The organism is Aquimarina gracilis, assembly GCF_035285365.1.
Classification (GTDB): Bacteria; Bacteroidota; Bacteroidia; order Flavobacteriales; family Flavobacteriaceae; genus Aquimarina; species Aquimarina gracilis.
Map to the genome: position 1 here is coordinate 357695 of NZ_JAYKLX010000007.1, position 25217 is coordinate 382911.

Sequence of the window (25217 nt, forward strand, 5' to 3'; positions counted from 1 at the left end):
AAGTATACATGGGGAGAATTACAGAAACAGTTAAGGTTTTATTGGTTATCAATATTATTTTCTTTATTGGGGCCACTTCTTTGGGCGACAAAGCATTTGAATGGTTTGCCCTTTGGTTTCCAAAAAATGAAAATTTCCAAATATGGCAAATCATTTCGCATATGTTTATGCATGGCGGTACAGGTCACATCTTTTTTAACATGTTTGCGCTGTATATGTTTGGAAGCCATCTGGAAATGTCTATTGGTAAAAATAAATTTCTGTTTATTTATTTCTTCTCAGGGTTGGGAGCCGTAGGATTTCAAATCTTGTTTACCTATTTTCAGTTCAATCCTGGATATCAAGCTTATGTTGAAGCAGGTTTTTCTCCTACAGAAATTAATACGTTTATTCAGGATACCATAGCATCTGGACAGTTTAGAGTATACCCAAATATTCCTCAAGAGGTAACCGAAAGGATGATAGGAGCATATATGACTCCTATGGTTGGAGCCTCTGGAGCCATTTTTGGTGTGTTGGCGGCTTTTGCAGTTTTGTTTCCTAACTTACCTTTGTATATAATTTTTATTCCTATTCCTATTAAGGCGAAGTATTTAATTGGAGGATATTTCTTATTAGATTTGTATGGTGGTATTACAGGACAAGCTATTCTAGGACCATCTAATGTTGCACATTGGGCACATATTGGTGGCGCAGTAATTGGTTTTATAACTATGTGGTACTGGAAAAAGAATTCGTTTAATCAGCATCGTTGGTATTAACATGGCAACTAATAATCTTTCATATCAGTTTAAAACGGCTAACATTATTATCAAGCTTATTGTTATTAATGTAGTATTGTTTCTGTTTGCTACCCTTGGCTCCTGGATATTTAAATCTAGTCCTGGAGCTTTGATGAGTTGGTTTGTACTGCCCGTTGATCCAGGATCTTTGATAATACAGTTTTGGAGTGTGCTAACGTATAGTTTTTTGCATTTTGATTTTTGGCACATATTCTGGAACATGCTGGTGTTGTATTGGTTTGGTCAATATGTGTTAAACTTATTTACCGAAAAACGTTTTCTTACAATCTATTTATTAGGAGCCATATGCGGCGGACTACTTTTTGTGCTTGCTTATAATGTTTTTCCTGTTTTGTCTGGGTCTTTAGCTTATTTAATTGGGGCCTCAGCCGCGGTTAGGGCAATTATGATTTTTATAGCTGTTTATACGCCAAATGCCGCGGTTCGTATTATTTTCTTTAATGTTAAACTATGGCAAATAGGACTCTTTGTTGTGTTGTCTGATCTTATTCAAATTCCAACTTCAAGTAATGCGGGAGGTTTGATTGCTCATATGGGCGGCGCTATTTTTGGATATTTTTATGCGATGCAACTTAAAAAGGGAACTGATATCGGTTCATGGTTCGAAAAACTAATGGACGGACTTGTAAGTATGTTTAAGCCTAAAAAAAAGAGTCCTTTGAAAACAGTGCACAAATCAAAAACATATACAAAATCTACCAAAACCACAGCTACATCGAGAACTAAAAAACATACCAAAACACCAAATCAGGAGCAAATAGATGCAATTCTTGATAAAATTAGTAAAAGTGGATATGATAGCTTAACCAAAGAGGAAAAAGACTTTTTATTTAAAGCTGGCAAGGAGGAATAGGTATAATAGTATGGGGAAATTGATTAATAAGATTGTCTTTTTGATAAATTCTATAGTCGCTTTTGGACTGTTGTTGTCTTATTTATTGCCATATGTGTCTCCTAAAACATTTCCATTGTTATCGGTTTTAAGCCTTACCGTTCCTATTTTTATTGTAATCAATCTAATTTTCCTAATTTACTGGATTGTTCTATTAAACAAGAGATTAATCCTGTCTTTATTAGTGTTAATCCTTGGGTTTTCTCATGTTTCTTCTTTGTATAAACTAAGTGGTAAATCATGGGATGAAGAAGAGCGCGGTGTAACTTTGTTAAGTTTTAATGTTCGGAGTTTTGATCGTTTTGATTGGATAGGATCAGGTAAAATTCCACAAAATATTTCTGCTTTGGTAAAAGAACAGAACCCTGATATATTTTGTGCACAAGAATTTTATAATAATCCAGACACAAACTTTAGTCAATATCCCTATAAATATGAAAACTTTAATAATGATAATGGGGAGTTGGCATTAGTCGTGTTTTCTAAATTTCCTATAATTAATAAAGGGTCGTTACATTTCAAAAAAACCGCCAATAATATCATATTTTCTGATCTTGTCATAAATAGTGACACGATTAGGGTGTATAATGTGCATTTACAGTCTCATAAAATAAGCTCGAATACCGATAGATTGGCCAATGAAGATTCTGAAAAACTACTCAAAAGAGTGCAGACTTCTTTTGAAAGACAGCAGGAGCAAGCTGAAATGCTTATCAAGCATATGGATGCTTCTCCTTATAAGAACATAGTGATGGGGGATTTTAACAATACACCATACTCATACGTGTATAATAAAATTATTTCTAACGACTTAAAAGATACATTCAAGGAAGCCGGAAGCGGTTTTGGAAAAACTTTTGAGTTTGATTTGTTTCCATTGCGTATAGATTTTATCCTGATACAGGATAACATTGAGGTTTTAGAATTTAAGAACTTCGATATGGAACTATCAGATCATTACCCAATATTTTCAAGAATAAAACTTTAAATTCTTACTGTTTTATTCTCCTTCAATACGGTCAGACTTTTCGGACATTTTCTCTTCCCAGTCTTTTGTGAAAACTGCATGTTTGTTTTGAACCATCAAACGCATTTTTTCTTTTACAGCGTCTTGTATTTGTGTAGGTAAACCATATAACTTTTTATTGATTTTGGTTAGTCTTCCACCACCTATTTCGCTATTTTGATGTTTTACAGATACTCTTTTTCCCATGTAATAGGCCATGATTTTTACACGACCATCTTTATATCCATTTTGCCCTTCTGTACCATACGTTAAAATCATGTCAACAAGACCATCGCCATCTATATCTGATAGGTCTGAGTACTTGTTCCAAAAACCAATAGAGGTTTCCCAGTCTTTATCTATTTTGTCTTTGACTGTAGATCTCTTTTTGAGTTGATTGTTTTTACTAAGTATTTTCAGGGCATATATGTTATCGTATAATGTGTCTTTTTCTTCTGTTATTGCTTTCCTGTGGTCGGTTAATACTATATAATGAAGTCCAGATTCGTCGTTGTAAGAATATACTTGATAAATAGTATTAGAAATACCCAATAAGTTTTGTTTTCTTCTAGTAAAAACTGATGAAATCTCTTTCTTGGAGAGCTTAGTAACGAGTTTTGAGTCAAAGGGTATTGTATAATGTTTTTGTATTGGTTTTGCCGGACTATTATCTAGTTGTGTTACTTCTTTATTGGTGTCTTTTTCAGATTCTTTCGTTTGTTTTCCACAAGAAAATAGGGTCAAAAATAGAACGCAGAGTAGAAATTTATTCATAGTCAAAAAGGGGTTAAAAATGAAACATTTATGGTCTGTTTTGTAATAAATGTAATCAATATTTTGGAAATGAGTGTGTTTTGCCATATTTACATCATCCAGCAATCGATCTGATCTGTGATGATATGCCACAACAGGGCAAAACCAAAAACTCTTGTTTTTGGAGGGATAAGCAGAGTGATATAAGCTGCAATTGCAGAATAACTGTGTAAGGGGTGAAATCCGACACTACATCGATTGGGATCAAAAATTGGAGATGCAAAAAGATGATCTATATCGACGATCATTGAAGCAAGAAAGATTATATATGTTTTTTTCCATTGTTTTGGAAAAAAGAAAATAGCAATGAATAAGGGAATTACCAAGTGAAGTCCATAATGTATAACAGAGCGAAGCATTAAAAAATCGATTGATTCTCTAGATAGGTTAATGCATTGGTACCTTCATTAAATAATAAGTCGAGAATAGATAAGTTGGGTAGAAACCCATGTTTATCAGAAAACACTTGAATGTAAGATTCTAAATTATAAGTTTTCTCTTTTTTTGCGTTTACCAATACTCGTAGATCTTCGGAATTTTCTGGAGTTTTGATGTATTCATTAGTTTTAGAAAAGGTTTTATCTAATTGTAAACAATCATTTACCGCTTGCATGCATTCATAATTGAAATCTAATAAGAATTCTTTCTTTTTTTTGAATAAATGTGCAAATTCATCTTCATAATATTCAAAAAAGGGTGAAGTTCGATATGCGGTTTCCAATGATTTCCAATGTAAAATCTGCCATTCGAAGTCATTTTCTATTCGAACATCTTTGTAGAGTTGTCTTCCTTCTTTTCCCGTGTGTTTAATCGGGATTGTTAGCAATAATTTTCCGTTTGCACCATAGACATAGGTACGGTTCCTGTAGGTTTGTTTTTGATAATTGTCTTCATTCTCAAAAACGATCACTTCTGAACGTGCCATAGCTACATATTGCGCTACAGAACCAAAATACATAGGGTGGAGTAGTGTGCTTTTCAATTTAACTATTACTGTAATTATGCTCCTTTCTTCCTTTTACGATATTGGCTATAAACAATCCAGCCAAACAATGCAATCAAGAAATATTTGAAATATGAAATGGGTTTTCCACTGCCGCCTACAGTAGTAAACATGCGATCCCAACGTATTTTGTTAAATAAACCTCTGGCATTAGAGTCCCAGCTAAACCATACAAAAACGGGTTTTCCTACTACATGATTTGCAGGAACATATCCCCAGGCTCGGCTATCCTCACTGTTGTGTCTATTATCACCCATCATCCAGTAATAGTCTTGTTTAAAAGTATAGTTGTCGATAGGTTTCCCATTGAGCATTACCTGTGTGCCATTTACGGTAAGCTTGTTGTCGATACCAAGCTCTGAGCCTTCATAAACCTCAATAATTCTTCTATACAACGAGAAGCTTTTAAGGTCCATTTTTACTGTTTTTCCAGCTTCCGGGATGTATATAGGACCAAAATTATCTCGATTCCAGTTAACTTTACCATTATTTGGGAAAATTCCATATTCTGCTTTCCCTTTTGGAGTGATGTCTCTTTGTATAGATGCAACACTTGGATGACTCTTAAACTTGGAAGCTGCTTCTTCTGTCATTCCAGCAGCTACAAATTCTGATGGGCTGAGGAAACCAAATTCTCCTGGCTTTATTTTATAGCGGTCATATAGATTTTGTGAATTGAAATTATTCCCTTTTGGTGTACCTGTATATGAAAATTGTAATTGTGCTCGATCTGGTAATACATTCTTTTCACCATTAATATGAACATAACCATCTACAACCGATAATGAATCACCAGGAACGCCAACACAACGTTTTACATAGTTGGATTTTTTATCTATAGGTTTATAGTAGCCTTTATTGGAACGATCTCTAAATTTACTTACTGTATCAACTGGCCAACTAAATACTACAATATCGTTACGTTTTATTTTTTGAAAACCTGGTAACCTGAAATAGGGGTATTGAGGTTTACTCATATAAGATTTTGTACGAACCAAAGGTATTGTATCATGTACCATAGGAAATGATACAGCAGTCATAGGTGTGCGGGCACCATAATGAAATTTACTTACAAACAAAAAGTCTCCTACCAATAAAGTCCTTTCTAGGGAACCTGTCGGGATGGTGTAGGGTTGCATGAAATACGTATGTACTATTGTCGCGGCAACTACTGCAAACAAGATTGAACTAATCCATTCTCCAGTGGCAGTTCTTGGTTTTAAATCACGATTTTCGAGATACGATACATCTAGCATGTAGTTTACATAAAAAATATAGAAACCAAGTGTTACTACGGCGAGAATAGTGTCTTGAGTAGAGTTTCTGCCAAAACTTCGTATGGTTTCTACCCAAATTACCGGTAACATGATTACATTAATTACCGGTATAAAGAGTAATATTACCCACCACCATGGTCTATTGATAATTTTCATCAAAACCACCGCGTTGTATACAGGAACAATAGCTTCCCAGGCTTTTCTACCGGCTTTTACATAAAGCTTCCAAGTTCCTAAAAAGTGAATTACCTGTAATATCAGGAAGAAAATAAACCATTCTGTAAGTATCATCTCTAATATATTTTGTAGTATAAGTACCTCTTATTCGTAAAGCGTTACAATTTTTATAATCCTAAAACGTCTTTCATGCTAAAAACACCAGATTTTCCCTTCAACCATTCTGCAGCAATCACAGCTCCTAAAGCAAATCCACTACGATTATGAGCTGTATGTTTGATTTCAATGTCATCAACTTTCGAGGAATAAGTAACCGTATGGGTTCCCGGAACTTTATCGATTCTTTTTGCGGTAATCCTTATTGTGTCCAGGTTACCATTATCTAATTTCCAGTTATTCTTATTCGTATTTTCAATAATTCCTTCAGCAAGTGTAATTGCGGTTCCACTGGGAGCATCTAACTTTTCTGTATGGTGAATTTCCTCCATTGAAACATCATATCCTTCAACAGGACTCATCATTTTCGCTAATTTTTTGTTTATTTCAAAAAAAAGATTAACACCCAAACTATAATTTGAAGCATAAATAAAACCTCCTTTTTTGTCCTTACATAGGCTAACCATTGCTTCATAATGATCTAACCACCCTGTGGTACCCGAAACAACAGGTACATTGGCATTAAAACAATTGGTGATATTATTAACAGCCGCAGCCGGAATACTAAAGTCTATAGCAACATCTGCTTGAGAAACGTCATAATTGGTATCATCTTTATCTACCTTAAGAACTATAGTATGTCCCCTTTCTATGGCGATTTTCTCTATGGTTTTACCCATTTTACCATATCCTAATAGTGCAATTTTCATGTTTTGGTTGATTGTTTGTAAAAGTATATTGTTTTTTCTCAAAAACTATAGTTGAACGAAACCCCATAATTAAATCCGGTATTAAACTCATTAAAGTTTACTTTTGGTTTAAAAGAGAGGTCTTCGGTAATGTTGTATTGTTGTAAATGCGCCGTTACATTGGCATCCACTATATTTAAAAGATAGGCGGCAGCTGTCAAAAGTAAAGCTAATTCCTGATCGCGACGAAAACGATCTTGCAAATCGATTAATTGTTCTTCAGTAAACTGTGGAAATTCATCATCGGTAAATCCTGCTAGTCTACGCTTGTAGGCGTCACGCAAATCATTATACCTTCCATTATTTTCTAGATAAAAATAAATTCCAGTTCCAATAGCTGCGTAGACAATAGGAATTTTCCAGTATTTTTTGGTGTAAGCTTGCCCTAGTCCCGGTAATACTGCAGAGTAAAATGCGGCACGTGCCGGTGCCAAAGGCTCGTAAGGTCTAATCTTTTTTTCTTTCTTTTTCTTTTGCTTTTTCTTTTTTACTGCAACTTCTTCTGTAGTGACTTTTAGTTCCTCATCCTCTTGAGAAAACATACTTTGAACAGAAAAAAGTAATACAAAAACTATGTAACAGCATTTAATCTTCACTATTGATAAGTTTCTTTAAACGGTTAAAATCTTCTTCTGAAGAAAAAGGGATAATTAATTTACCACTTCCTTTACTGGAAACTTTTACATCAATTTTTGCGCCAAAATATTCAGAAAAATCTTTTACTCCTTTTGCAATATGCTTAGGAAGACCTGAAGGTTTAGAAACTCCTTTTAGATTATCTGTTTTGTTATTTAAAGATCGTACAAGATTTTCTGTGTCTCGAACTGATAATGATTTTCCTATTATCTGTTCATAGATATCCAATTGTTGCTGTTGGTCTTCAATGTTAATAAGAGCACGACCATGTCCCATAGAGATAAATCCATCCCGCATTCCGGTTTGAACTATTGGATCTAATTTTAGTAATCTAAGGTAATTGGCAATGGTTGATCTCTTTTTTCCAACTCGATCACTCAATTGTTCCTGGGTAAGGCTTATTTCGTCGATAAGACGTTGATAAGATAAAGCGATTTCTATGGGGTCGAGATCTTGGCGTTGTATGTTTTCTACTAATGCCATAGTCAATGATTCCTGATCATTGGCTATTCTAATATAAGCAGGAATTGTTTTTAATCCGGCCAATTTTGAAGCACGAAAACGACGTTCACCACTTACCAATTGAAACTTATTGAAATCAAGTTTACGAACGGTAATTGGCTGTATTACACCAACCTCTTTTATAGAGGTAGCAAGTTCACGTAGTGTTTCATCATTAAAGCTGGTACGCGGTTGAAACGGATTTACATCAATACTACCCAGTTCAAGTTCGATTATATTACCAACTACTTTATCGGCATTTTTATCATCGACCGATTTGATATCATTTTCCGGGTCTTTCAGCAAGGCCGATAACCCTCTTCCCAATGCTTGTTTTTTTGTCGCCTTCGCCATGAATCCTTAACTATTTTTCTTAATTATTTCGTGAGCCAAACTTAAGTAATTACTAGCACCTTTACTAGTTGCATCATAATTTATTATACTCTCACCATAACTTGGTGCCTCACTTAAACGTATATTTCTTTGAATGATTGTTTTAAATACCATTTCATTGAAGTGTTTTTGCACTTCTTCAACTACTTGATTTGATAGTCTTAATCTTGAATCATACATGGTAAGTAACAATCCTTCGATATCAAGTTTTTGGTTGTGTACTTTTTGAACACTTTTAATGGTATTCAATAATTTACCTAGTCCTTCTAGTGCAAAATATTCGCACTGAATCGGGATCATCACAGAATCTGCAGCAGTCAACGCATTTAATGTAAGTAATCCAAGAGAAGGAGCGCAATCGATTAATATATAATCGTAGTGGTTTCTAAGTTCTTCAATCGCTTTTTTTAGCATATATTCTCGCTGATCCTTGTCAACAAGTTCAATTTCTATAGCCACCAGGTCAATATGAGCAGGTATAATATGCACGTTAGGAGAGGTCGTTTCCATGATAGCCTCTTCAGGTTTTAGTGTATGTTCTAAAATCTGGTAGGTACCTTTTTCAATACTCTCTACATCAAGGCCTAATCCAGATGTTGCATTCGCTTGTGGATCGGCATCGATTAGTAATACTTTTTTCTCTAGAACACCTAGAGAAGCTGCTAAATTTACTGAGGTTGTAGTTTTTCCCACACCTCCTTTTTGATTGGCAATCGCTATTATTTTACCCATAGGGGAAGATTTGGATTTTAGGAGGTAAAAATACAATTTATTATATATTATAAAAATGAAAAATGTTAACAGAAAGACATAAAAAAGACCATCCCCCTTTGAGAATGGTCTTGGTTACTTTTATGATTGTTAATAACTAGTTATTTTTTGTTTTTAGAGCGAATTGATGCTTCGAGCATATCCCACATCTTTTCAGGAACTTGCTCTAGCATGTTAAATTCTCCTGCGCCTTTAAGCCATTCGCCGCCATCAATCGTCATCACTTCACCATTTACATAAGCAGAAAAATCTGATACCAGATAAGCGGCCAAATTGGCTAATTCCTGGTGATTACCTACACGCCCTAGTGGTACTTGTTTTGTAATGTCCAATTTATCTTTAAGCTCTGCGGGCATTAATCTGTCCCAAGCTCCTTTGGTAGGGAAGGGACCCGGAGCAATAGCGTTAAAACGCATTCCGTACTTGGCCCACTCTACGGCTAGTGATCTTGTCATTGCAAGAACTCCTGCTTTGGCGGTTGCGCTAGGTACAACATATGCTGAACCTGTCCAGGAATATGTTGTAACGATATTAAGAACTGTAGTGTTTGTATATTTGGTGTTGATCCAGTGCTTTCCGAAACTTAACGTACAGTTTTTTGTGCCTTTTAAAACAATATCTATGATAGTATCGAATGCATTTGCCGATAAACGCTCTGTTGGGGAAATAAAGTTTCCTGCGGCATTATTTAATAACACATCTACAGAACCAAATTCTTTTAAAACCTGATCTTTCATGGTTTCTACCTGATCATAATGGCGAACATCACATTGTAATGCCAGACAAGTGCCTCCAGTTTCTGCTTCAAGCTCTTTGGCAGTGTTTTGAAGTTTTTCAAGGTTACGTGAAGTAATGGCAACTTTGGCTCCAAGTTCAAGGAAATACTTCGTCATCGATTTTCCTAAACCGCTACCACCTCCTGTAACAACTATATTTTTTCCTTTTAATGCCCCGTCACGAAGCATTTTGTCTGTATAACTCATAAGCTTGATTATCTATGTTTGGTGAAAGTTACAATTAATATTTCAAATACTATGCGTGCATAGTATTTTATTTAAATGTCGATATTAAAATTTCTAAAATGGTGATCGCCGCATCACTAATTTTGGTTCCCGGACCAAAAATAGCTACAGCACCGGCCCCGAATAAATAATCATAATCGTCAGGAGGAATAACACCTCCAACAATAATCATAATATCTTCGCGGCCATATTTTTTGAGTTCTTCAACTATCTGAGGAACTAGTGTTTTATGACCTCCGGCAAGAGAGGAAACCCCTACTACATGTACATCATTTTCTACAGCTTGTTTTGCAGCTTCGGCTGGAGTTTGAAATAAAGGCCCGATATCAACGTCAAACCCAACATCTGCATAGCTAGTCGCAACAACTTTTGCCCCTCTGTCATGCCCGTCTTGCCCCATTTTGGCAATCATTATTCTTGGTCTACGACCTTCTAATTCTGCAAATTGATTTGCTAATTCTCGTGCCTTATTAAAGGATTCGTCATTTTTTATTTCTTTGGCATACACACCTGTAAATGTTTTTATTTGCGCTTTGTATCTTCCAAATTCTTTTTCAAGTGCATCACTAATTTCTCCAAGAGTAGCTCTTAGCCTTGCAGCTTCTACTGCTAAAGCTAGTAAATTTTGATTACCATCTGTAGCCGCTTTGGATAAATTATTGAGAGCATTTTGCACGGCTTTTTCATCTCGTTCGGCCTTGACTTTCTTTAGACCTTCTATTTGCTGTGCTCTTACGGCCTGATTGTCTACTTTAAGTGTACTTATGGCTTCTTCTTCTTCTAACTTGAATTTGTTAACGCCTATAATAACATCTTGTTCACTATCTATTCTGGCTTGTTTGCGAGCTGCGGCTTCTTCAATCCTCATTTTGGGTATTCCAGCTTCAATAGCCTTTGTCATTCCTCCTAATTCTTCAACTTCTTCAAGTAATTTCCAGGCTTTTTCGGCAATATCATTTGTAAGAGACTCTACATAATAACTTCCTGCCCAGGGATCGACTGTGCGGGTAATATTTGTTTCTTCTTGTAAGTAGATCTGTGTATTTCTGGCAATTCTTGCCGAAAAATCTGTGGGAAGTGCAATAGCTTCATCCAGTGCATTGGTATGCAAACTTTGAGTTCCTCCAAAAGCAGCTGCACTTGCTTCGATACAGGTGCGTGCCACATTATTAAAAGGATCTTGTGCGGTCAAGCTCCACCCACTAGTTTGACAATGAGTTCGTAGCATCAATGATTTTGGGTTTTTTGGGTTGAATTGTTTTATCAATTTTGCCCAAAGCATTCTGGCCGCTCTCATTTTGGCAATTTCCATAAAATGATTCATACCTATGGCCCAAAAGAACGATAGGCGAGGTGCAAAAGAGTCTATATCCAGTCCAGCTTCAAGACCTTTACGCACATATTCTAATCCATCTGCCAGTGTATATGCCAATTCTATGTCACAAGTAGCACCAGCTTCCTGCATATGATACCCTGAGATACTTATGGGATTAAACTTCGGCATATTTTTAGAGCAATACTTAAATATATCACTTATGATTCGCATAGAAGGAGTGGGAGGATAGATATAAGTGTTGCGAACCATGAATTCTTTCAAGATATCATTTTGTATAGTCCCCGATAATAAATTTTTATCTACACCTTGCTCTTCGGCTGCGACGATATAAAACGCCATGATAGGCAATACCGCACCATTCATTGTCATGGAAACCGACATTTTATCCAAAGGAATTTGATCAAAAAGCACCTTCATGTCTTCAACAGTATCAATAGCGACTCCGGCCATTCCCACATCTCCAAATACTCTTTCATGATCACTATCATATCCTCTATGGGTAGCGAGGTCAAAAGCTACCGATAAACCTTTTTGACCTGCTGCGAGATTTCTTCTGTAAAAAGCATTACTTTCTTCGGCAGTAGAGAAACCTGCATACTGTCTTATGGTCCATGGTCTACGAACATACATTGTAGAATATGGTCCTCGTAAATAGGGAGGAGTACCGGCAGAAAAATTAAGATGTTTTAAATTCTTAATATCATCCTTATGGTATTGAGATTTGATATCTATTCCTTCTGAGGTCCCAAAGGTAGATTTTTGAGATGTAGTTTTTGTTTTTTTTTGGTTGGGTAACTTTATACCTTGTATGTCTTTTCTACTCATTATTTAAAGCGACATTTTATACTGCAAATTTAAAAGTGCTGTAAAATTAAGCTTTTAGAAATGATTTTTATTCAAAAAAAACACTCTTTAATGAGAATATTGTAAAAAACTAAGGAAATGCTTTTTCAATTACCATAAGTATTGAATAGTAAATATCAAAGGCAATGAATTTTTTTATTTGGCTTGTTTTAAATTCTCTGTCGGTTATATAGTATATTCTTTGAGAAATGAGGGATGTACTTACATTTCCATCTCCTTCAAGTGTATCAATGATCTCTTTAAAATCGTCACTCTCACTTGTATTTTTAAGACATTGAATAAGGCCACCACGATAATTAAAAATCATAATCTCTTCTTCTTTGCTATTTCCTGTTGATGGATAGGATTTTTTTACTGCTTCTTGGTTTTCGTAGTCACTTAATTTTATCCAAAGCGAGTTTTTGCTTGTTGCCGCCTTTTTAAACTCTCGAGTTAATTGAATGGAGTTATTAGAAGGAAGTTTTCTAAGATCTAAAGATAAACTTGCAACTTCGGCTAGAAAGGTTCTGTATGTTTTGATAGAATCGTTTCCAAACTTATAGAAAGAAAATAGATCTTTTTCAAAGGATTCGAATGCTCTTCTGGATAAACCGCTAGCATCAATGCTAAGGCAATCTATATCTGATTGGGAATACAAAGTACATGTTGACGATAAAAGCAATATAGTAAGTAAAGCTTTGAATCTAATCTTGAGGGGCATTGATTTAGATTTAGTAATGTTAGTGTATAGGCTGAATTTTATTATTAATTAGTGTGCAAGTTAACAATTTGTTGGCAAAAATTAACATTTTATCGTATGTTTTTCTCGATTAACTCGCTTAAACGTCTTTTTACAATAGGTTCAAGAAGGGTTTTTCTTACTTTTTTCTCTGGAAATACTGATTTTTGAAATTCGGGAACTATTTCTTTTGTGTTTTGATATTTATTGGATCCAGTTAAGATAATTTTTTCATTATCGAATAATTCTTGTTCCTTTTGAGCGCTTTCTTTTATCTTTTGCTGTATTTTTCCTGACTTAAGTTGACTAAGGAATCCATTACCTTGTTCGATATTTTTGAATAATGCTAATGCATTTTCTGCCAACTGCTTGGTGAGCGTTTCTATGTAGTATGATCCCGAGGCAGGGTTTTCTACCAGATCTAGATAGCTTTCATTTTTTAGAATCAGTAGTTGATTTAATGAAATCCTGGTGCCAAATTCATTTTCAAGATTATAAATGTCGTCATAAGGCATATTGTAAATAGTATCTGCTCCTCCCATTATTGCGCTCATGCACTCTGTTGTAGTGCGAAGCATATTTACATTATAATCTAGGATTGTTTTATTTCGATGTGAAGGGTATGCGATAATATGGCATTTATCGATCAAACTATATTCAGATGCTAAAGTACTCCAGAGCATTCTAAGGGCACGAAGTTTTGCAATCTCAAAAAAGTAATTACTTCCAACTGCCACTTTAAAAACGGCCTTTGTTTGTTTTAAAGGATTTTTGGCTTTGTTATCGAAGTGGTTTAAATATTCGTTGACATGTGCCAGCGCATATGCCAATTGCTGCACCATAGTAGCACCGGCATTTTGATAAAGACTTGTATCAATACTTAATATACTTTTTAAGGCTGTACATGTTGTTATTTCTTCTAAAGCTTTGTGATCTTCTTTCAAATTAGTAAACCAATTGCCGGTATGAGCAAGGTTTCCTATTATATCGGTCAATATAGAGATGTTCTGTTCGTTAGTCTTGGCAATTTGATTTAATGAACCAATATAATCTGAAGAAAGAAAATTAGTTTCGATAAAAATCGGTATATCAGAATCGATATCTTGTAAAAGTTCAGTTGGATTTACATCTTCTTGCAGAATTACAAAAAATACGCTTTCTGCTCCTTTTTTGATAGCGGTTAATGCTTTTTTGTTTCCTGTGATCGCCTCATTTACTTCAATTTTTATGGAATTTTTCCACTGTGTAGGATGGGAGATAGGGCTGTTTACTTCAGAGATATCCTCTTGATTATAGAAAGGTTTGATATCTATGCCTTCCAAAGATTTATATATTAAGGCTTCATTGTAATCGGCACCTTTAAGATCAAATTGAATTTTCTGTTTCCATTGCTGGGTAGAAACTTCGTCAAAACTATCAAATAAGGATTTAGTCATTTTTCTTAGTTTTAGGAACGCTATCTTCGTACTCGATGATGTAAATCTCTTCATCATCGCGTTTCATAAAATATTCTTCTCGAGCAAATTTTTCTAGCTCGCTACTATCTTTCAATACTTTTATGTCTTTTTGATCTTTTATGATCTCTTTGATATAATACTCTTTATTATCTTCAAGCTCCTTAATTTCCTGATCCAATTCTTTATGAATAAGCCACGAATTGGTATCAAGAAATAACATCCATATCACAAATAACAATACAATGAGCACATATTTATTTAAAAATATGGCAAATATCGGTATTAACGCCGGTTTGTTTTTTAGTTTCTGAAAATAACTTTTAAGCTTCAATATAAGTAGGGTAATGTTTGGTATAAAGGTACAAAAGTTAATTCAAGCGTTCTTTGATAATTGTGCGAACGATATCTACCGCAACATTGTTATAATGATTATTGGGAATGATAAGGTCTGCAAATTCTTTGGTAGGGTCGATGAACTGCTGATGCATAGGTTTTAAGGTGTTTTGGTAACGGTCTAGTACTTCATCCATGTCCCGACCACGCTCTGCAATGTCTCTTTTTAATCTACGTATTAATCGCTCATCACTATCGGTGTGTACATATATTTTGATGTCGAACATGTCCCTAATTTCGGGATTGGTGAGGATAAGAATTCCTTCAACAATCATAACTTTGCTAGGTTTTGTGGCGATTGTTTCTCCTGTTCTGTTATGTTCTACGAAAGAATACACTGGTTGCTCGATGGTTTCGCCTTTTCTAAGTGCGGTAAGATGTTGGCCAAGTAATTCGAAATCTATTGATTGCGGATGATCAAAGTTTATTTTTACTCTTTCTTCGTAAGTTAAATGACTCGTGTCTTTGTAATATGAATCCTGCGAAATTACACAAACCTCATTCTCTGGTAATTCGTTTACAATCTGATTCACGACAGTGGTTTTTCCACAACCTGTTCCTCCAGCTATACCGATAATTAGCATCTCTCTTAATTTTTCGGCAAATTTAAATATTGTTTTTGAGTAATTATGCAGTAAAAGATATGAGTTTTGGCTTTTTATTAAGAAATATTCAATATATCCTTTCTAACTAGGGTAATACACTACTCCAGAACAAGAATTCTTACTGGCGCCAGTTACTGATTTTAGACAATTAATTTCATTTAGATCTCTTAGCACACCCATAAATGCAAAAATAAGTGCCTCTTTGAAGTCTATAATTTGAGTGGAAGGGATTATTATTTTGGCAACACTTTGTAATTCATGCCTAAGGGTTTCGATTAAAAAGTCATTTTTTGCTCCTCCGCCTGTGATTAACAATTGTGTACCTCTTTTTTGGGTATTCTTAATAACAGTCGCTATCTGAGTAGCAATATGATGTATCGACGTATGTAAAATGTTTTGCACTGTATCTTCGGTACCTTCAATAATTGAGATTACATTTTTTTCGAACCATTCATATCCCAAAGATTTTGGATAGGGGAGTTTGTAATAAGCTAAAGCATTTAATTGATTTAAAGTATTATAATTTATAGTGCCTGTTGCTGCTATTTTACCTCCTTCATCATATTCAAGGTTGATTTTTTTGCAAATATAATTGAGAAGCATATTAACTGGTGAAATATCATAGGCAATTCTTTTATCATTATTTTCAAAAGAAATATTGCTTATTCCTCCCAAGTTCAAACAAAAATCGTAGTTACCAAATAATAAGCGATCACCAATGGGAACCAATGGTGCCCCTTGCCCGCCCAGGGCTACATCATTAGCCCTAAAATTGCATATTACTTTTTGGCTACAGGTATTTGCAATATGCTGCCCAGACCCTATTTGATAAGTAAGTCCTATTTCGGGTTGATGAAAAACTGTGTGCCCGTGACTTGCTATAAAATCAACTTCTAAATTGTTTTTGTGTATAAACTCTTTTACACGATCACCCAACCAGTTTCCATATTCATTATGAAAAGCCAATAGTTTTGAAGCTTCAAGATTTACAGTGTTTTTTAATTTTTCTTTATACGCTGAAGTATAATTAATACTGGCAGTTTTTTCTATTGAAAAAGACCATGTTTTATTGTTCTTTTCAAAATGACAGTAGGCAATATCTAATCCATCTAATGATGTTCCAGACATTAATCCAATAATTTTATATGTTTTTTGAGGAATAGACATTTACAATCCCAAACTAAGGAAATAATTTTGACAATCTACTTTTTCTAGCCACTATATTTTGGTGATATACTGAAGATCTAGTATTTCAGGATTGATTTCGGGTAATGATTTTTTGTAATAAAAATCGATGATTTGATTTTCCAAGTACGGTTTAATCGCTTCAATGCTGTTTTCATTGTATAACCTGTAAACATATACGGCTTCAGACTTTTTGAAAGCTTTCATAAGTTCATCAGGGTTCTTAACGATATCAATATCCCTGTATTTTTCAAACTTCTTTTTCATCCAGCGATGACAAGATAATTTGGTTTGTGCATCGACAAGTTCTTTTTTTAGTTGATCAAATTTCTCTATGTTCGAAAGATCTTCATTCAAGGCACGATCCAGAACCACTTTGGCTTTTGTGAACTGTCTCTCAAACTTGAAATCAACAACATACATGTCTTTTTTTACCTTTTTTACGACCTCATAAAGTGCATTTTCATAAACATTGGCAAAATCCTCATAGCTATACAAAGCATTTAAAAAAATAATAGCATTCTTTTTATAGTGTTTGGGTATCGGTTGTTTTTTGGTAGCAATAAAAAGTGTGTGCAATTCTTCTTCTATCTCATCTGGAATATTAGAAAACTTAGAATCATTTTTTTGCGCTCTAAGTTTATCGGTTATTTGCATACGAGTTCCTTTATAGGTCTCGGATTTATACTTAAATCTATATTTATTGGGGGAATCTTCTGTTATTTGGGCATTGATTGTTTTTGAAGTAGATAGCAGTATAAAGAATGCTAAAAACTTCATATACAATAATTTGGTTGGTATATGTTTGCCCCTCATGTGTGTGTTGAAGATAGAATAATATTAGTAACGTAAAATAATAAATTATTATTTTTTGATACTATTAACTTCTTCTAAAGTTACCATTTTTTTTTGAGTATTACCCCAACTGTTCATGATATAGTTCATTACATCGGCGATTTCTTCATCTTCCATACCAAGAGACGTCATTGCACTGTTGTAAGACATCCCATTTACCACAATAGGACCATTTAGGCCATATTTTATAGAGTGAATACTTTCTTTACGCTTATTTACCAACCAATCCGACCCAGCCAATGGTGGAAAAACATTTGGTGTTCCTTTTCCATCGGGTAAATGACATTGCATGCAAAAATCGTTGTAAATTTCTTTTCCACGGGCTATACTTTCTTTCAAACTTGGTTCTTGTGTTGGTATATTTGTATCAGACTCATAATTTGGTTCTGAATACCTTTTTTGAGCAATTATAGATACCGAAGTAATAAAGATTAAAGCAATGAATATGCCTGTTTTTGTTAAGTATTGAGTCATTTTAATTAGGGATTATCTTAACTATACCTTTGTTTTCAAGTGCGACATATATAAATCCGTCGGGACCTTGCCTTACATTTCTCACTCGCCCCATGTCTTCTAATAGTTTTTTTCTGCCCGTTACTTTGTTCTTGGTTAACTCTACTAACTCTAAATATTGAAATTTTAAAGATCCTACCAGTAGATCACCTTTCCAATCAGGGTATTTATCGCTGGTGACAAAATCCATACCACTAGGGGCAATAGACGGTGTCCAATAGTAAAGTGGCTGTTCCATACCCTTTTTTTGAGTAATGTTTGTAATTTTTGTACCGCTATAATTGATTCCGTAGGTGATTACTGGCCATCCATAATTAACACCTTTTTTTATTGGATTTATTTCGTCTCCACCTCTTGGACCATGTTCATGAACCCATATCGCCCCATTGGGATGTATCGCCATTCCTTGTGGATTGCGATGTCCATATGAATAAATAGCCTTTTTTGCTCCTTTTTCATTTATAAACGGATTATCCTTTGGAATACTGCCATCATCATGTAAACGATATATTTTTCCGCCATCTTTGGTGATATCTTGTGGATTAACGTCTCGATTCCCGCGATCTCCTATACAGAAATATAGGTAGCCTTCAGTATCAAATTCTATGCGCGAGCCAAAATGATGTCCACGTGTAGTATTGGGAGTACCTTTGTATAATTTTTCAATATTGGTCAATTGATCATTTTCTAACTTGGCACGTATTAGAGCTGTATTGCCTCCTTTTTCTGTTCCTTCTCTAGATGAATATGTAATGTAGATCCAGCCATTTTCTTTATAGTTTGGATGTAATTCTATATCTAATAATCCTCCTTGATTTCGATTGTAGACTTCTGGAACATTTTTAATGAGAATTTTTTCTCCACTCTTAAAATGTATTAGCTCTCCTCTTTTTTCGGTAATTAACATGCTTCCGTCTGGCAGCCAGGTCATACCCCAGGGGATTTGCAGTTCGGGAACTACTACTTCTACGGTATAGTTTTTTGGATCCGGTTGTAAAGTGATGTCATTTTCTTTGGTTTGTGCGCATGCAGAGAAAATAATAACCAAAAAAAACAGGAATGAGGATAATTTCATGTGTTTAAAATATTGTTTTAGAAGTCACATGGAACTCGCTAAATCATCATTTTTGATGTGTGTGTCAAAAACTTTGTCATAGCTCGTTTCATCTCAAATGGTTTAATCTTTTTGGAAAAGTACAAAGAAATTTATTTTATAATCTATAATTTATGTTAATCCCACCATACATATTAAAGGGCAAACCAGGGTAGAAGTATCTTGGTGCATTATCCCCAAAACCTCTGGCATTGATCTGAAGTTGAGAAGCGTATTTTGTGTCAAGAATATTATTGACTCCTAGCGAAACATTATAATTCCAATGATTTCCTATACTGCTTTTATAGCCAATTTTACCGTGAAGTAGTTCGTAACGATTGCTATAAATTGTATTAGCATCATTAGCCGGAATTTTACCCACGGTTTGAAAATTAAGGTTTCCATAAAATCCTTTTGTCGAAGTAAGATCCAGTCCCAGGTTGATCACTTCTGAAGGCACCCCGGTAAGATCATTTCCTGAAAAATTATTGTCTATGTCTATAAATTCATCAAAGTTATAGTCGTTAATAGATGTATTAATGAAGAAATTTAATTGATGTGACATTTTTCTAATCAGGCTGTAATTGATTTCTGCCTCGATGCCATTATGTATAGTTTTTCCTGCATTAATAGCAAAGAAGTTATCTTCAACAGTTCTTCGAGACACCAATAAATCTTCAATTCTAAGGGTGTATATGGATAGTGAGCCATGTAGCCTTTCAAGAAACCAAAATCGCGAACCGATCTCATAGTTCCAACCAATTTCTGGTTTAATATCTGGATTGAATAAACCGTCTGGTAAAAGTGTTTCTGCTGTGGTTGGTGTTGAGAAGCCATGAGCGATGTTTCCGAAAAGGAAAAAATGAGGGTTTAACATATAGTTAATTCCGAGTTTTGGTGAAAGTATTGGGTCAAAATCAAACGATCCAGAGTTATTTTCACCATCAGATAAAAAACTATCTTCGATATCAAAAAAAGTTTGATTGAGGTGAATGCCAATATTTAATTTTAGTTTTTTTGTAATGGTATAATTGGCCTCGGTAAAAAGATTGTAGTAATATCGCTTTTCGTCAAGATCAGAAAGTCGAGCACCTCGAATACTTCCTGTGCCTACCGGAAAGTCTTCATAAAGATTTTCAAAAGTTCTTTGATTATAAGTTTCATAAAAAAGCTCACCGCCAATAGCCCAATTAAGTTGTTTTTTTGCCAATAGATGATTTCCCAGAACTCTACTGCGTATGCCCAAAGTATTAGACTTTTCCTTTTGAATATTAAAAGGTCTGGGTTCATGGTTATTTCTAAGAGACCCAAAAACACTTGTGTGTTGTTCGAGTTTCGGGTGGTATTTGTGTTTCCAGGTAATTCCTAATATAACATAATCTACATCTTCAAAGGCTTGAGAACGTCCCCATGTAAAAGCTGCTTGTCTGGGTGTGTTTTCAAAAGCAACTTGACTTAATGAGCTGGGTATTCCTGCTTTTAAATTAACATAACTTCCCAGTACAGCAAAACTATTTTTTTCGTCAGAGTTTATGACCGACATAAGTGTTATGATATTGCGATCGTATTTATTATTATCTCTATATCCGTCACTGTGAGTGTTGCCATATAATAGTGTGACATGGTTTTTTTCTTTTTTTAGTGAAGCCTTGGCGAGGACCCTTCTTAACCCATAACTTCCAAATGAGGAAGAAAATGTTCCTGCAGTTTTTTGCTCATGAATATTTTCAGGCTTTAATAAAATAGTTCCTCCCAAGCCTACCCCATAACTGCTGGATGAAGGACCTTTGTGTATTTCTATACTTGATAATGCACCAAGTTCGAGGTCCTCGATAGAAGATTCTCCATTACCATCGGTTATAGGAATGTCGCCAAAATAGGCCCTAATATTTGCCGTGCCGAACAAATTACGAGCTCCAATGCCTCGTATTGAAATTCTATTGGTGTTAAGTGTTCCATTTTGCATAAAAACACCGGGAACCCTGTTTAAAATTGGATGCAGTTCCAAAAGATTCCCCCTATTAATTTCATGAGAAGAAAGTACCGAAACTGCTTCAGTTGATTCTTTATGTTTTATTGGAATTGCAATATCGTTGATAACTACTTCTTCTAGTTTTGTAACTTTTTTATCTAGTACGATAGTCAAATCAATACTTTTACTAATTTCTATTTCTTTGGTGAAGTATCCTTCCTTTGAAACGACAATTGTGCCTGAGGCTACAGTTGTAAAAAAACCATTTTTATCGGTTACTACTTTTGAACCTGATGTTGTATCCAAAACCTTGACATTTTCAATTGGGGTATTGGTAAGGTTGTCATAAACGATTCCAGTTACATTAAATTGAGAGAACCCATAATGGATTGTAAAAAGGAATAGAAGTAAAAGTGTGTTTTTCAAAATTTGTTTTTACTCAAATATCGGAAACTAAAGATAATTGAATTTAAAAATCATGATTCTGTTAACGAAAGCTGACCAGTTTCAGAAAATGAAACTAAGATATAGTATTATTGCCAATTCAAAAATAGGATACTAATTAAAACATAATTTGCTGAGGTTATGAATAAAAACTAAAACTGCTTTTGATCCAGAGTCTTTGTGATCTCGTAGTTTTATTTTAAGTTTGTGTAATTAAGATTAATACAGAAACATTATGGGGGAATAAAATTGTGGTTTCTGTTCACACTTCATCAACTCGGCTTTAATCAAATTTATGAAGAAAATAATTTTATGTGTGACGTTATTAACGTCTGTGAATTTTTATGCTCAGGAAAAAATTGAGTTTGTCGATTACTATGATATTATAGACGAAATTTCTGAATCCAAGGAGAAAAGAGAGTATTCCAAAATGATTGAATACCTCAATAAGATTAATCCTAATGACTCATTGTATGAATCAATTCTTGTAACAAAATCATATTATCTGCTCCAGGATAAAAAATATGATGAAGCCATAAAAACAGCCAATACCGGATTAGAACTTCAAAATGGAGAAGAAAGATATTCTTTTTTGCTAAACAAAGGAGTAGCTTTTTTACGTTCAAATCGACTTGAAGAAGCGTTAGAAGTATATAAAGTGGCTATAGAGGAGTTCCCCAAAAACCATATGCTATTTTATAATCGCGCTATTGTATTTGAAAAATTGGATAAAACAGATAAGGCACTAAAAAATTACATGCAATCTGTTATTCTTAATCCTTTTCATGCCGATAGCCATTTGCAATTGGGTAAAATATGTTATTTAGAAAATAAAATTAGTCAGGCACTGATGGCCTTTAACATGTACCTTTTGTTAAACCCAGATGGAGAAAAATCTTTTGCTATTCTTAATTCGATAAATACTTCGGTTTCCAAACCTAGTGAGGCTAAACCTAAAGGAATTTTAATATCCGAGGATGATGAAACTTTTGAAGATATCGATTTGGTCATTAATAATCGAATTGCGCTCAATACTAATTATAAAATAAAAAACAAGATCAATATAGCTTTGACCAAGCAAAATCATGCGCTTTTTGAGCAATTAGAAGATTATGAAGGTAATGGAGGTTTTTGGGATAAGAAATATGTTCCATTTTATAAATGGGTTTTTGATAATGACCACTTTGATGATTTTACATACACAATTTCATATTCTATAGAAAATCCCGTTTTTAAAAAGATAGTAGATAAGAATACTTCAGAAGTAAAGACATTCATTGATCAGGCGTACGTCAAATGGAAAGAGATAATGAGTAGTGATATCGAGCAAATGTTCGAGGGAAAGAAGCAAAATGTTTCGCATGTGTTTGAAGGATTTACTTTTCAGGCTGTAGGTATTAGTAAAGATGGAAAAAAGGTTGGGAACTGGGAAATGTACAATGAATACGGGAAACTAACCGGAAGAGGAAAATTTGATGAAGAAGGAAGACGAATGGATGAGTGGACGTGGTACGATGATCATGGAAATGTGTCAGATAAAGAAAGTTATGTGAATGGAATAGTACATGGGAAATACATCTCGTTCTATGATAATGGAAATGTAAAAATAGAATGTAATTATAAAGAAGGGAAACTCGACGGAGAATATAAAACATTCAATCAAAATGGAGCTTTGATTGAAAAAAAGTTTTTTTCAGAAGATAAACTTCATGGTGAATATCGCTCTTATCATCGTATAGGAGAATCTGCCCAAAAATATATTGTTAATTACGCAGATGGTAGCCCAGATGGTGAGTTGGAGCACTATCATGCCAATGGAAAGCTTTTTCAGAAAAGAAGTTACGTTAATGGCAAAATTAATGGTGCCGAAATGGTTTACTTTGATAATGACACCTTAAAGGCAGAATATACCTATATCGATGGGGTTTCTGAAGGAATTTATAACACATATCACAAAAATGGCACAAAATCTGAGGTAGGTAAAACAAACAAAGGATATTATGATGGCGACTGGAAGTTATATCACCCAGACGGAACCATTATGAATGAGCTTACTTATAATGAAGGAGAACTAAATGGTTTGTACAAAGAATACGACATTGATGGAAAATTACATTATGAGTTTTTGTACAAAAATGACGAGTTTGTAGAGTATAGATATTTCAATAAATCTGGAGGTGTTATTAAAGAAGCTGAAAAGAAAAAAGGTGAATTTTACTATCAGGGATACTCCCCATTGGGTGATCTGGTAACCGAAGGTATGTATGATGTGAAAGGAGGAAAAGAGGGAGAATGGAAATACTATCAAGATGGAGTCTTGGTAGATAAAGCAATGTATGCAGATAATATGTTACAAGGTAAATATTTTGAATACTATAAATCGGGACAAGAAAAGGCAGTTACCGAATATAATAACGATTCTTTGACTGGATACTATGTGAAATATCATAAAAATGGTACTATATCCAAACAAGGATGGCATAAAGATGATGCAAGTCATGGAACCTGGATCACCTATTATTATGATGGTAAGATAAAAGAGAAGAATTTTTTTTACAAAGGACAGTTACATGGTACTCAAGAGTATTATGGAGTAGAAGGAAAGCTTTCTGGTAAAGGTATATACAAATATGGAAACCTGGTTTCTGAAACTTTTTATAGTCCCGATGGTGAGATTCTGCAAGAAGTTATCTATGATCGTAAAAAAAAGAATCAAAACGTTTCTATAAAACAATACAATGGTAAGGTTTATTCTACTACCAATTACTTGTATGGCATACGACATGGAGACTATGTAAGGTATAATTATAGAGGTAAAAAAGTAATTGAAGGTAAATACTTTAATGGTAAGTTTCATGGCACGTGGAAATGGTATTACGACAATGAACAAGTAAGTTTACAAGGGGATTATTATCATGGTGATATGGTTGGAGAATGGCAGGAATTTTATGAAGATGGAAACCTAAAGGAGAAATATAGGTATCAATTTAATAACTTGGATGGTGTTTTTGAAACATTTAATGAAGAAGGTATACGCACGCAAACTTCACAATATAAAAATGGTAAGCTTCATGGAGAAAGAAAATTTTACAGCCAGGAAGGGAAATTGCAATTAGTAAGATATTATCATAACGATAAAATAATTGGATATAGTTACAACGATTCCGATGGAAAGCTTAAGCCGATGATTCCAATAGAGAATTTTACCGGGAAAGTAAATGCATATTTTGATAATGGTAAGCCCTCTATCCAGATGGAATTTAAAAACGGAACGTTTATAAATGAATTTAAGGCATACTACTATTCAGGACAATTAGAACGTAAAGCGAATTATAAAGATGGGGATAACCATGGGGTGTACGTCTTTTATCATTCTGATGGTACTGTTAAAAAAGAAATGAACTATCTTCATGATTTATTACAGGGTAAATACAGGAAATATTATCCAAATGGTAAACTCAAAGAAGAAAGAAACTATGTAAATGATAACCGAAGTGGTATAACCAAGTATTATGATGAGAACGGAAATCTTGTTGAAGAACGTTCTTATTTCAATGACATTCAAGAAAAATAATTGTTGATT

The 25217-nt window shown here is 34.3% G+C and carries 23 protein-coding genes; 4 read left to right on the forward strand and 19 right to left on the reverse strand.

Going from position 1 to position 25217, the window contains the following annotated elements; translation table 11 throughout:
- Nucleotides 1-8: 8 nt before the first annotated feature.
- From U6A24_RS16440 to U6A24_RS16450, 3 genes are read left to right on the forward strand one after another with little or no spacing between them, the layout of a single operon-like run.
- A complete protein-coding gene (locus tag U6A24_RS16440; protein ID WP_324181082.1) occupies nt 9-761 on the forward strand; it encodes a rhomboid family intramembrane serine protease in 753 nt (250 codons plus the stop codon).
- Between the two features lies 1 nt (nt 762).
- Nucleotides 763-1656, forward strand: coding sequence for a rhomboid family intramembrane serine protease (locus U6A24_RS16445; RefSeq protein WP_324181083.1), 894 nt, complete (start codon nt 763-765; stop codon nt 1654-1656).
- Between the two features lie 10 nt (nt 1657-1666).
- The gene (locus tag U6A24_RS16450) at nt 1667-2683 is read left to right on the forward strand and encodes an endonuclease/exonuclease/phosphatase family protein (protein WP_324181084.1); all 1017 of its coding nucleotides are present in this window, start codon (nt 1667-1669) and stop codon (nt 2681-2683) included.
- 12 nt (nt 2684-2695) lie between these two features.
- Here U6A24_RS16450 and U6A24_RS16455 read toward each other — a convergent pair whose 3' ends face one another.
- The 19 genes from U6A24_RS16455 to U6A24_RS16545 all read right to left on the reverse strand — a co-directional run bounded on the left by U6A24_RS16455 (nt 2696) and on the right by U6A24_RS16545 (nt 21616).
- Nucleotides 2696-3475 carry a M949_RS01915 family surface polysaccharide biosynthesis protein gene (locus U6A24_RS16455; protein ID WP_324181085.1) on the reverse strand — a complete coding sequence of 260 codons (780 nt, stop codon included), beginning with the start codon at nt 3473-3475 and terminating at the stop codon, nt 2696-2698.
- A gap of 89 nt (nt 3476-3564) precedes the next feature.
- Nucleotides 3565-3873 (reverse strand): DUF6122 family protein, encoded by a 309-nt coding sequence (locus U6A24_RS16460; protein WP_324181086.1) that lies wholly within the window; start codon nt 3871-3873, stop codon nt 3565-3567.
- Entirely contained in the window at nt 3873-4496 is a 624-nt protein-coding gene (locus U6A24_RS16465; RefSeq protein ID WP_324181087.1) for a WbqC family protein, read from the reverse strand. Before U6A24_RS16465 ends, U6A24_RS16460 begins: the two co-directional genes overlap by 1 nt.
- Nucleotides 4497-4513: 17 nt before the next feature.
- Nucleotides 4514-6085 carry a signal peptidase I gene (lepB, locus tag U6A24_RS16470; protein WP_324181088.1) on the reverse strand — a complete coding sequence of 524 codons (1572 nt, stop codon included), beginning with the start codon at nt 6083-6085 and terminating at the stop codon, nt 4514-4516.
- A gap of 53 nt (nt 6086-6138) precedes the next feature.
- The gene (gene dapB, locus U6A24_RS16475) at nt 6139-6837 is read right to left on the reverse strand and encodes a 4-hydroxy-tetrahydrodipicolinate reductase (protein ID WP_324181089.1); all 699 of its coding nucleotides are present in this window, start codon (nt 6835-6837) and stop codon (nt 6139-6141) included.
- Between the two features lie 38 nt (nt 6838-6875).
- Nucleotides 6876-7418 carry a DUF5683 domain-containing protein gene (locus U6A24_RS16480; protein WP_324181090.1) on the reverse strand — a complete coding sequence of 181 codons (543 nt, stop codon included), beginning with the start codon at nt 7416-7418 and terminating at the stop codon, nt 6876-6878.
- A gap of 43 nt (nt 7419-7461) precedes the next feature.
- Complete coding sequence (locus tag U6A24_RS16485) at nt 7462-8367, reverse strand: ParB/RepB/Spo0J family partition protein (protein ID WP_324181091.1); 906 nt, start codon at nt 8365-8367, stop codon at nt 7462-7464.
- A 6-nt stretch (nt 8368-8373) separates the two neighbouring features.
- The gene (locus U6A24_RS16490) at nt 8374-9138 is read right to left on the reverse strand and encodes a ParA family protein (RefSeq protein ID WP_324181092.1); all 765 of its coding nucleotides are present in this window, start codon (nt 9136-9138) and stop codon (nt 8374-8376) included.
- A gap of 140 nt (nt 9139-9278) precedes the next feature.
- Nucleotides 9279-10160, reverse strand: coding sequence for an SDR family oxidoreductase (locus U6A24_RS16495; protein ID WP_324181093.1), 882 nt, complete (start codon nt 10158-10160; stop codon nt 9279-9281).
- 67 nt (nt 10161-10227) lie between these two features.
- Entirely contained in the window at nt 10228-12360 is a 2133-nt protein-coding gene (gene scpA, locus U6A24_RS16500; protein WP_324181094.1) for a methylmalonyl-CoA mutase, read from the reverse strand.
- A gap of 109 nt (nt 12361-12469) precedes the next feature.
- Nucleotides 12470-13099: a hypothetical protein gene (locus U6A24_RS16505; RefSeq protein ID WP_324181095.1), complete on the reverse strand. Its 630-nt coding sequence runs from the start codon at nt 13097-13099 to the stop codon at nt 12470-12472.
- 89 nt (nt 13100-13188) lie between these two features.
- Nucleotides 13189-14553 carry a methylmalonyl-CoA mutase subunit beta gene (locus U6A24_RS16510; RefSeq protein ID WP_324181096.1) on the reverse strand — a complete coding sequence of 455 codons (1365 nt, stop codon included), beginning with the start codon at nt 14551-14553 and terminating at the stop codon, nt 13189-13191.
- The gene (locus U6A24_RS16515) at nt 14546-14905 is read right to left on the reverse strand and encodes an FtsB family cell division protein (RefSeq protein ID WP_407654058.1); all 360 of its coding nucleotides are present in this window, start codon (nt 14903-14905) and stop codon (nt 14546-14548) included. Before U6A24_RS16515 ends, U6A24_RS16510 begins: the two co-directional genes overlap by 8 nt.
- Nucleotides 14906-14942: 37 nt before the next feature.
- Nucleotides 14943-15551 (reverse strand): uridine kinase, encoded by a 609-nt coding sequence (gene udk, locus U6A24_RS16520; protein ID WP_324181097.1) that lies wholly within the window; start codon nt 15549-15551, stop codon nt 14943-14945.
- A 102-nt stretch (nt 15552-15653) separates the two neighbouring features.
- Nucleotides 15654-16739 carry an anhydro-N-acetylmuramic acid kinase gene (locus U6A24_RS16525; protein WP_324181098.1) on the reverse strand — a complete coding sequence of 362 codons (1086 nt, stop codon included), beginning with the start codon at nt 16737-16739 and terminating at the stop codon, nt 15654-15656.
- Between the two features lie 51 nt (nt 16740-16790).
- Nucleotides 16791-17537 carry a hypothetical protein gene (locus U6A24_RS16530; protein WP_324181099.1) on the reverse strand — a complete coding sequence of 249 codons (747 nt, stop codon included), beginning with the start codon at nt 17535-17537 and terminating at the stop codon, nt 16791-16793.
- Nucleotides 17538-17621: 84 nt separating this feature from the next.
- Nucleotides 17622-18086, reverse strand: a complete 465-nt coding sequence (locus tag U6A24_RS16535; RefSeq protein WP_324181100.1) for a c-type cytochrome — start codon at nt 18084-18086, stop codon at nt 17622-17624.
- A 1-nt stretch (nt 18087) separates the two neighbouring features.
- Entirely contained in the window at nt 18088-19200 is a 1113-nt protein-coding gene (locus tag U6A24_RS16540) for a PQQ-dependent sugar dehydrogenase (RefSeq protein WP_324181101.1), read from the reverse strand.
- A gap of 136 nt (nt 19201-19336) precedes the next feature.
- Nucleotides 19337-21616, reverse strand: coding sequence for a TonB-dependent receptor (locus U6A24_RS16545; protein ID WP_324181102.1), 2280 nt, complete (start codon nt 21614-21616; stop codon nt 19337-19339).
- 313 nt (nt 21617-21929) lie between these two features.
- Here U6A24_RS16545 and U6A24_RS16550 point away from each other — a divergent pair, with 313 nt between their 5' ends.
- Nucleotides 21930-25208: a tetratricopeptide repeat protein gene (locus U6A24_RS16550; RefSeq protein WP_324181103.1), complete on the forward strand. Its 3279-nt coding sequence runs from the start codon at nt 21930-21932 to the stop codon at nt 25206-25208.
- Nucleotides 25209-25217 lie beyond the last annotated feature (9 nt).

Bases quoted from the DNA above. Each gene is read 5' to 3' on its own strand.
- U6A24_RS16440 (WP_324181082.1), top strand. From the start codon at position 9: ATGGGGAGAATTACAGAAACAGTTAAGGTTTTATTGGTTATCAATATT.
- U6A24_RS16445 (WP_324181083.1), top strand. From the start codon at position 763: ATGGCAACTAATAATCTTTCATATCAGTTTAAAACGGCTAACATTATT.
- U6A24_RS16450 (WP_324181084.1), top strand. From the start codon at position 1,667: ATGGGGAAATTGATTAATAAGATTGTCTTTTTGATAAATTCTATAGTC.
- U6A24_RS16455 (WP_324181085.1), bottom strand. From the start codon at position 3,475: ATGAATAAATTTCTACTCTGCGTTCTATTTTTGACCCTATTTTCTTGT.
- U6A24_RS16460 (WP_324181086.1), bottom strand. From the start codon at position 3,873: ATGCTTCGCTCTGTTATACATTATGGACTTCACTTGGTAATTCCCTTA.
- lepB (WP_324181088.1), bottom strand. From the start codon at position 6,085: ATGATACTTACAGAATGGTTTATTTTCTTCCTGATATTACAGGTAATT.
- dapB (WP_324181089.1), bottom strand. From the start codon at position 6,837: ATGAAAATTGCACTATTAGGATATGGTAAAATGGGTAAAACCATAGAG.
- U6A24_RS16480 (WP_324181090.1), bottom strand. From the start codon at position 7,418: ATGTTTTCTCAAGAGGATGAGGAACTAAAAGTCACTACAGAAGAAGTT.
- U6A24_RS16485 (WP_324181091.1), bottom strand. From the start codon at position 8,367: ATGGCGAAGGCGACAAAAAAACAAGCATTGGGAAGAGGGTTATCGGCC.
- U6A24_RS16490 (WP_324181092.1), bottom strand. From the start codon at position 9,138: ATGGGTAAAATAATAGCGATTGCCAATCAAAAAGGAGGTGTGGGAAAA.
- U6A24_RS16495 (WP_324181093.1), bottom strand. From the start codon at position 10,160: ATGAGTTATACAGACAAAATGCTTCGTGACGGGGCATTAAAAGGAAAA.
- scpA (WP_324181094.1), bottom strand. From the start codon at position 12,360: ATGAGTAGAAAAGACATACAAGGTATAAAGTTACCCAACCAAAAAAAA.
- U6A24_RS16505 (WP_324181095.1), bottom strand. From the start codon at position 13,099: ATGCCCCTCAAGATTAGATTCAAAGCTTTACTTACTATATTGCTTTTA.
- U6A24_RS16510 (WP_324181096.1), bottom strand. From the start codon at position 14,553: ATGACTAAATCCTTATTTGATAGTTTTGACGAAGTTTCTACCCAGCAA.
- udk (WP_324181097.1), bottom strand. From the start codon at position 15,551: ATGCTAATTATCGGTATAGCTGGAGGAACAGGTTGTGGAAAAACCACT.
- U6A24_RS16525 (WP_324181098.1), bottom strand. From the start codon at position 16,739: ATGTCTATTCCTCAAAAAACATATAAAATTATTGGATTAATGTCTGGA.
- U6A24_RS16530 (WP_324181099.1), bottom strand. From the start codon at position 17,537: ATGAAGTTTTTAGCATTCTTTATACTGCTATCTACTTCAAAAACAATC.
- U6A24_RS16535 (WP_324181100.1), bottom strand. From the start codon at position 18,086: ATGACTCAATACTTAACAAAAACAGGCATATTCATTGCTTTAATCTTT.
- U6A24_RS16540 (WP_324181101.1), bottom strand. From the start codon at position 19,200: ATGAAATTATCCTCATTCCTGTTTTTTTTGGTTATTATTTTCTCTGCA.
- U6A24_RS16550 (WP_324181103.1), top strand. From the start codon at position 21,930: ATGAAGAAAATAATTTTATGTGTGACGTTATTAACGTCTGTGAATTTT.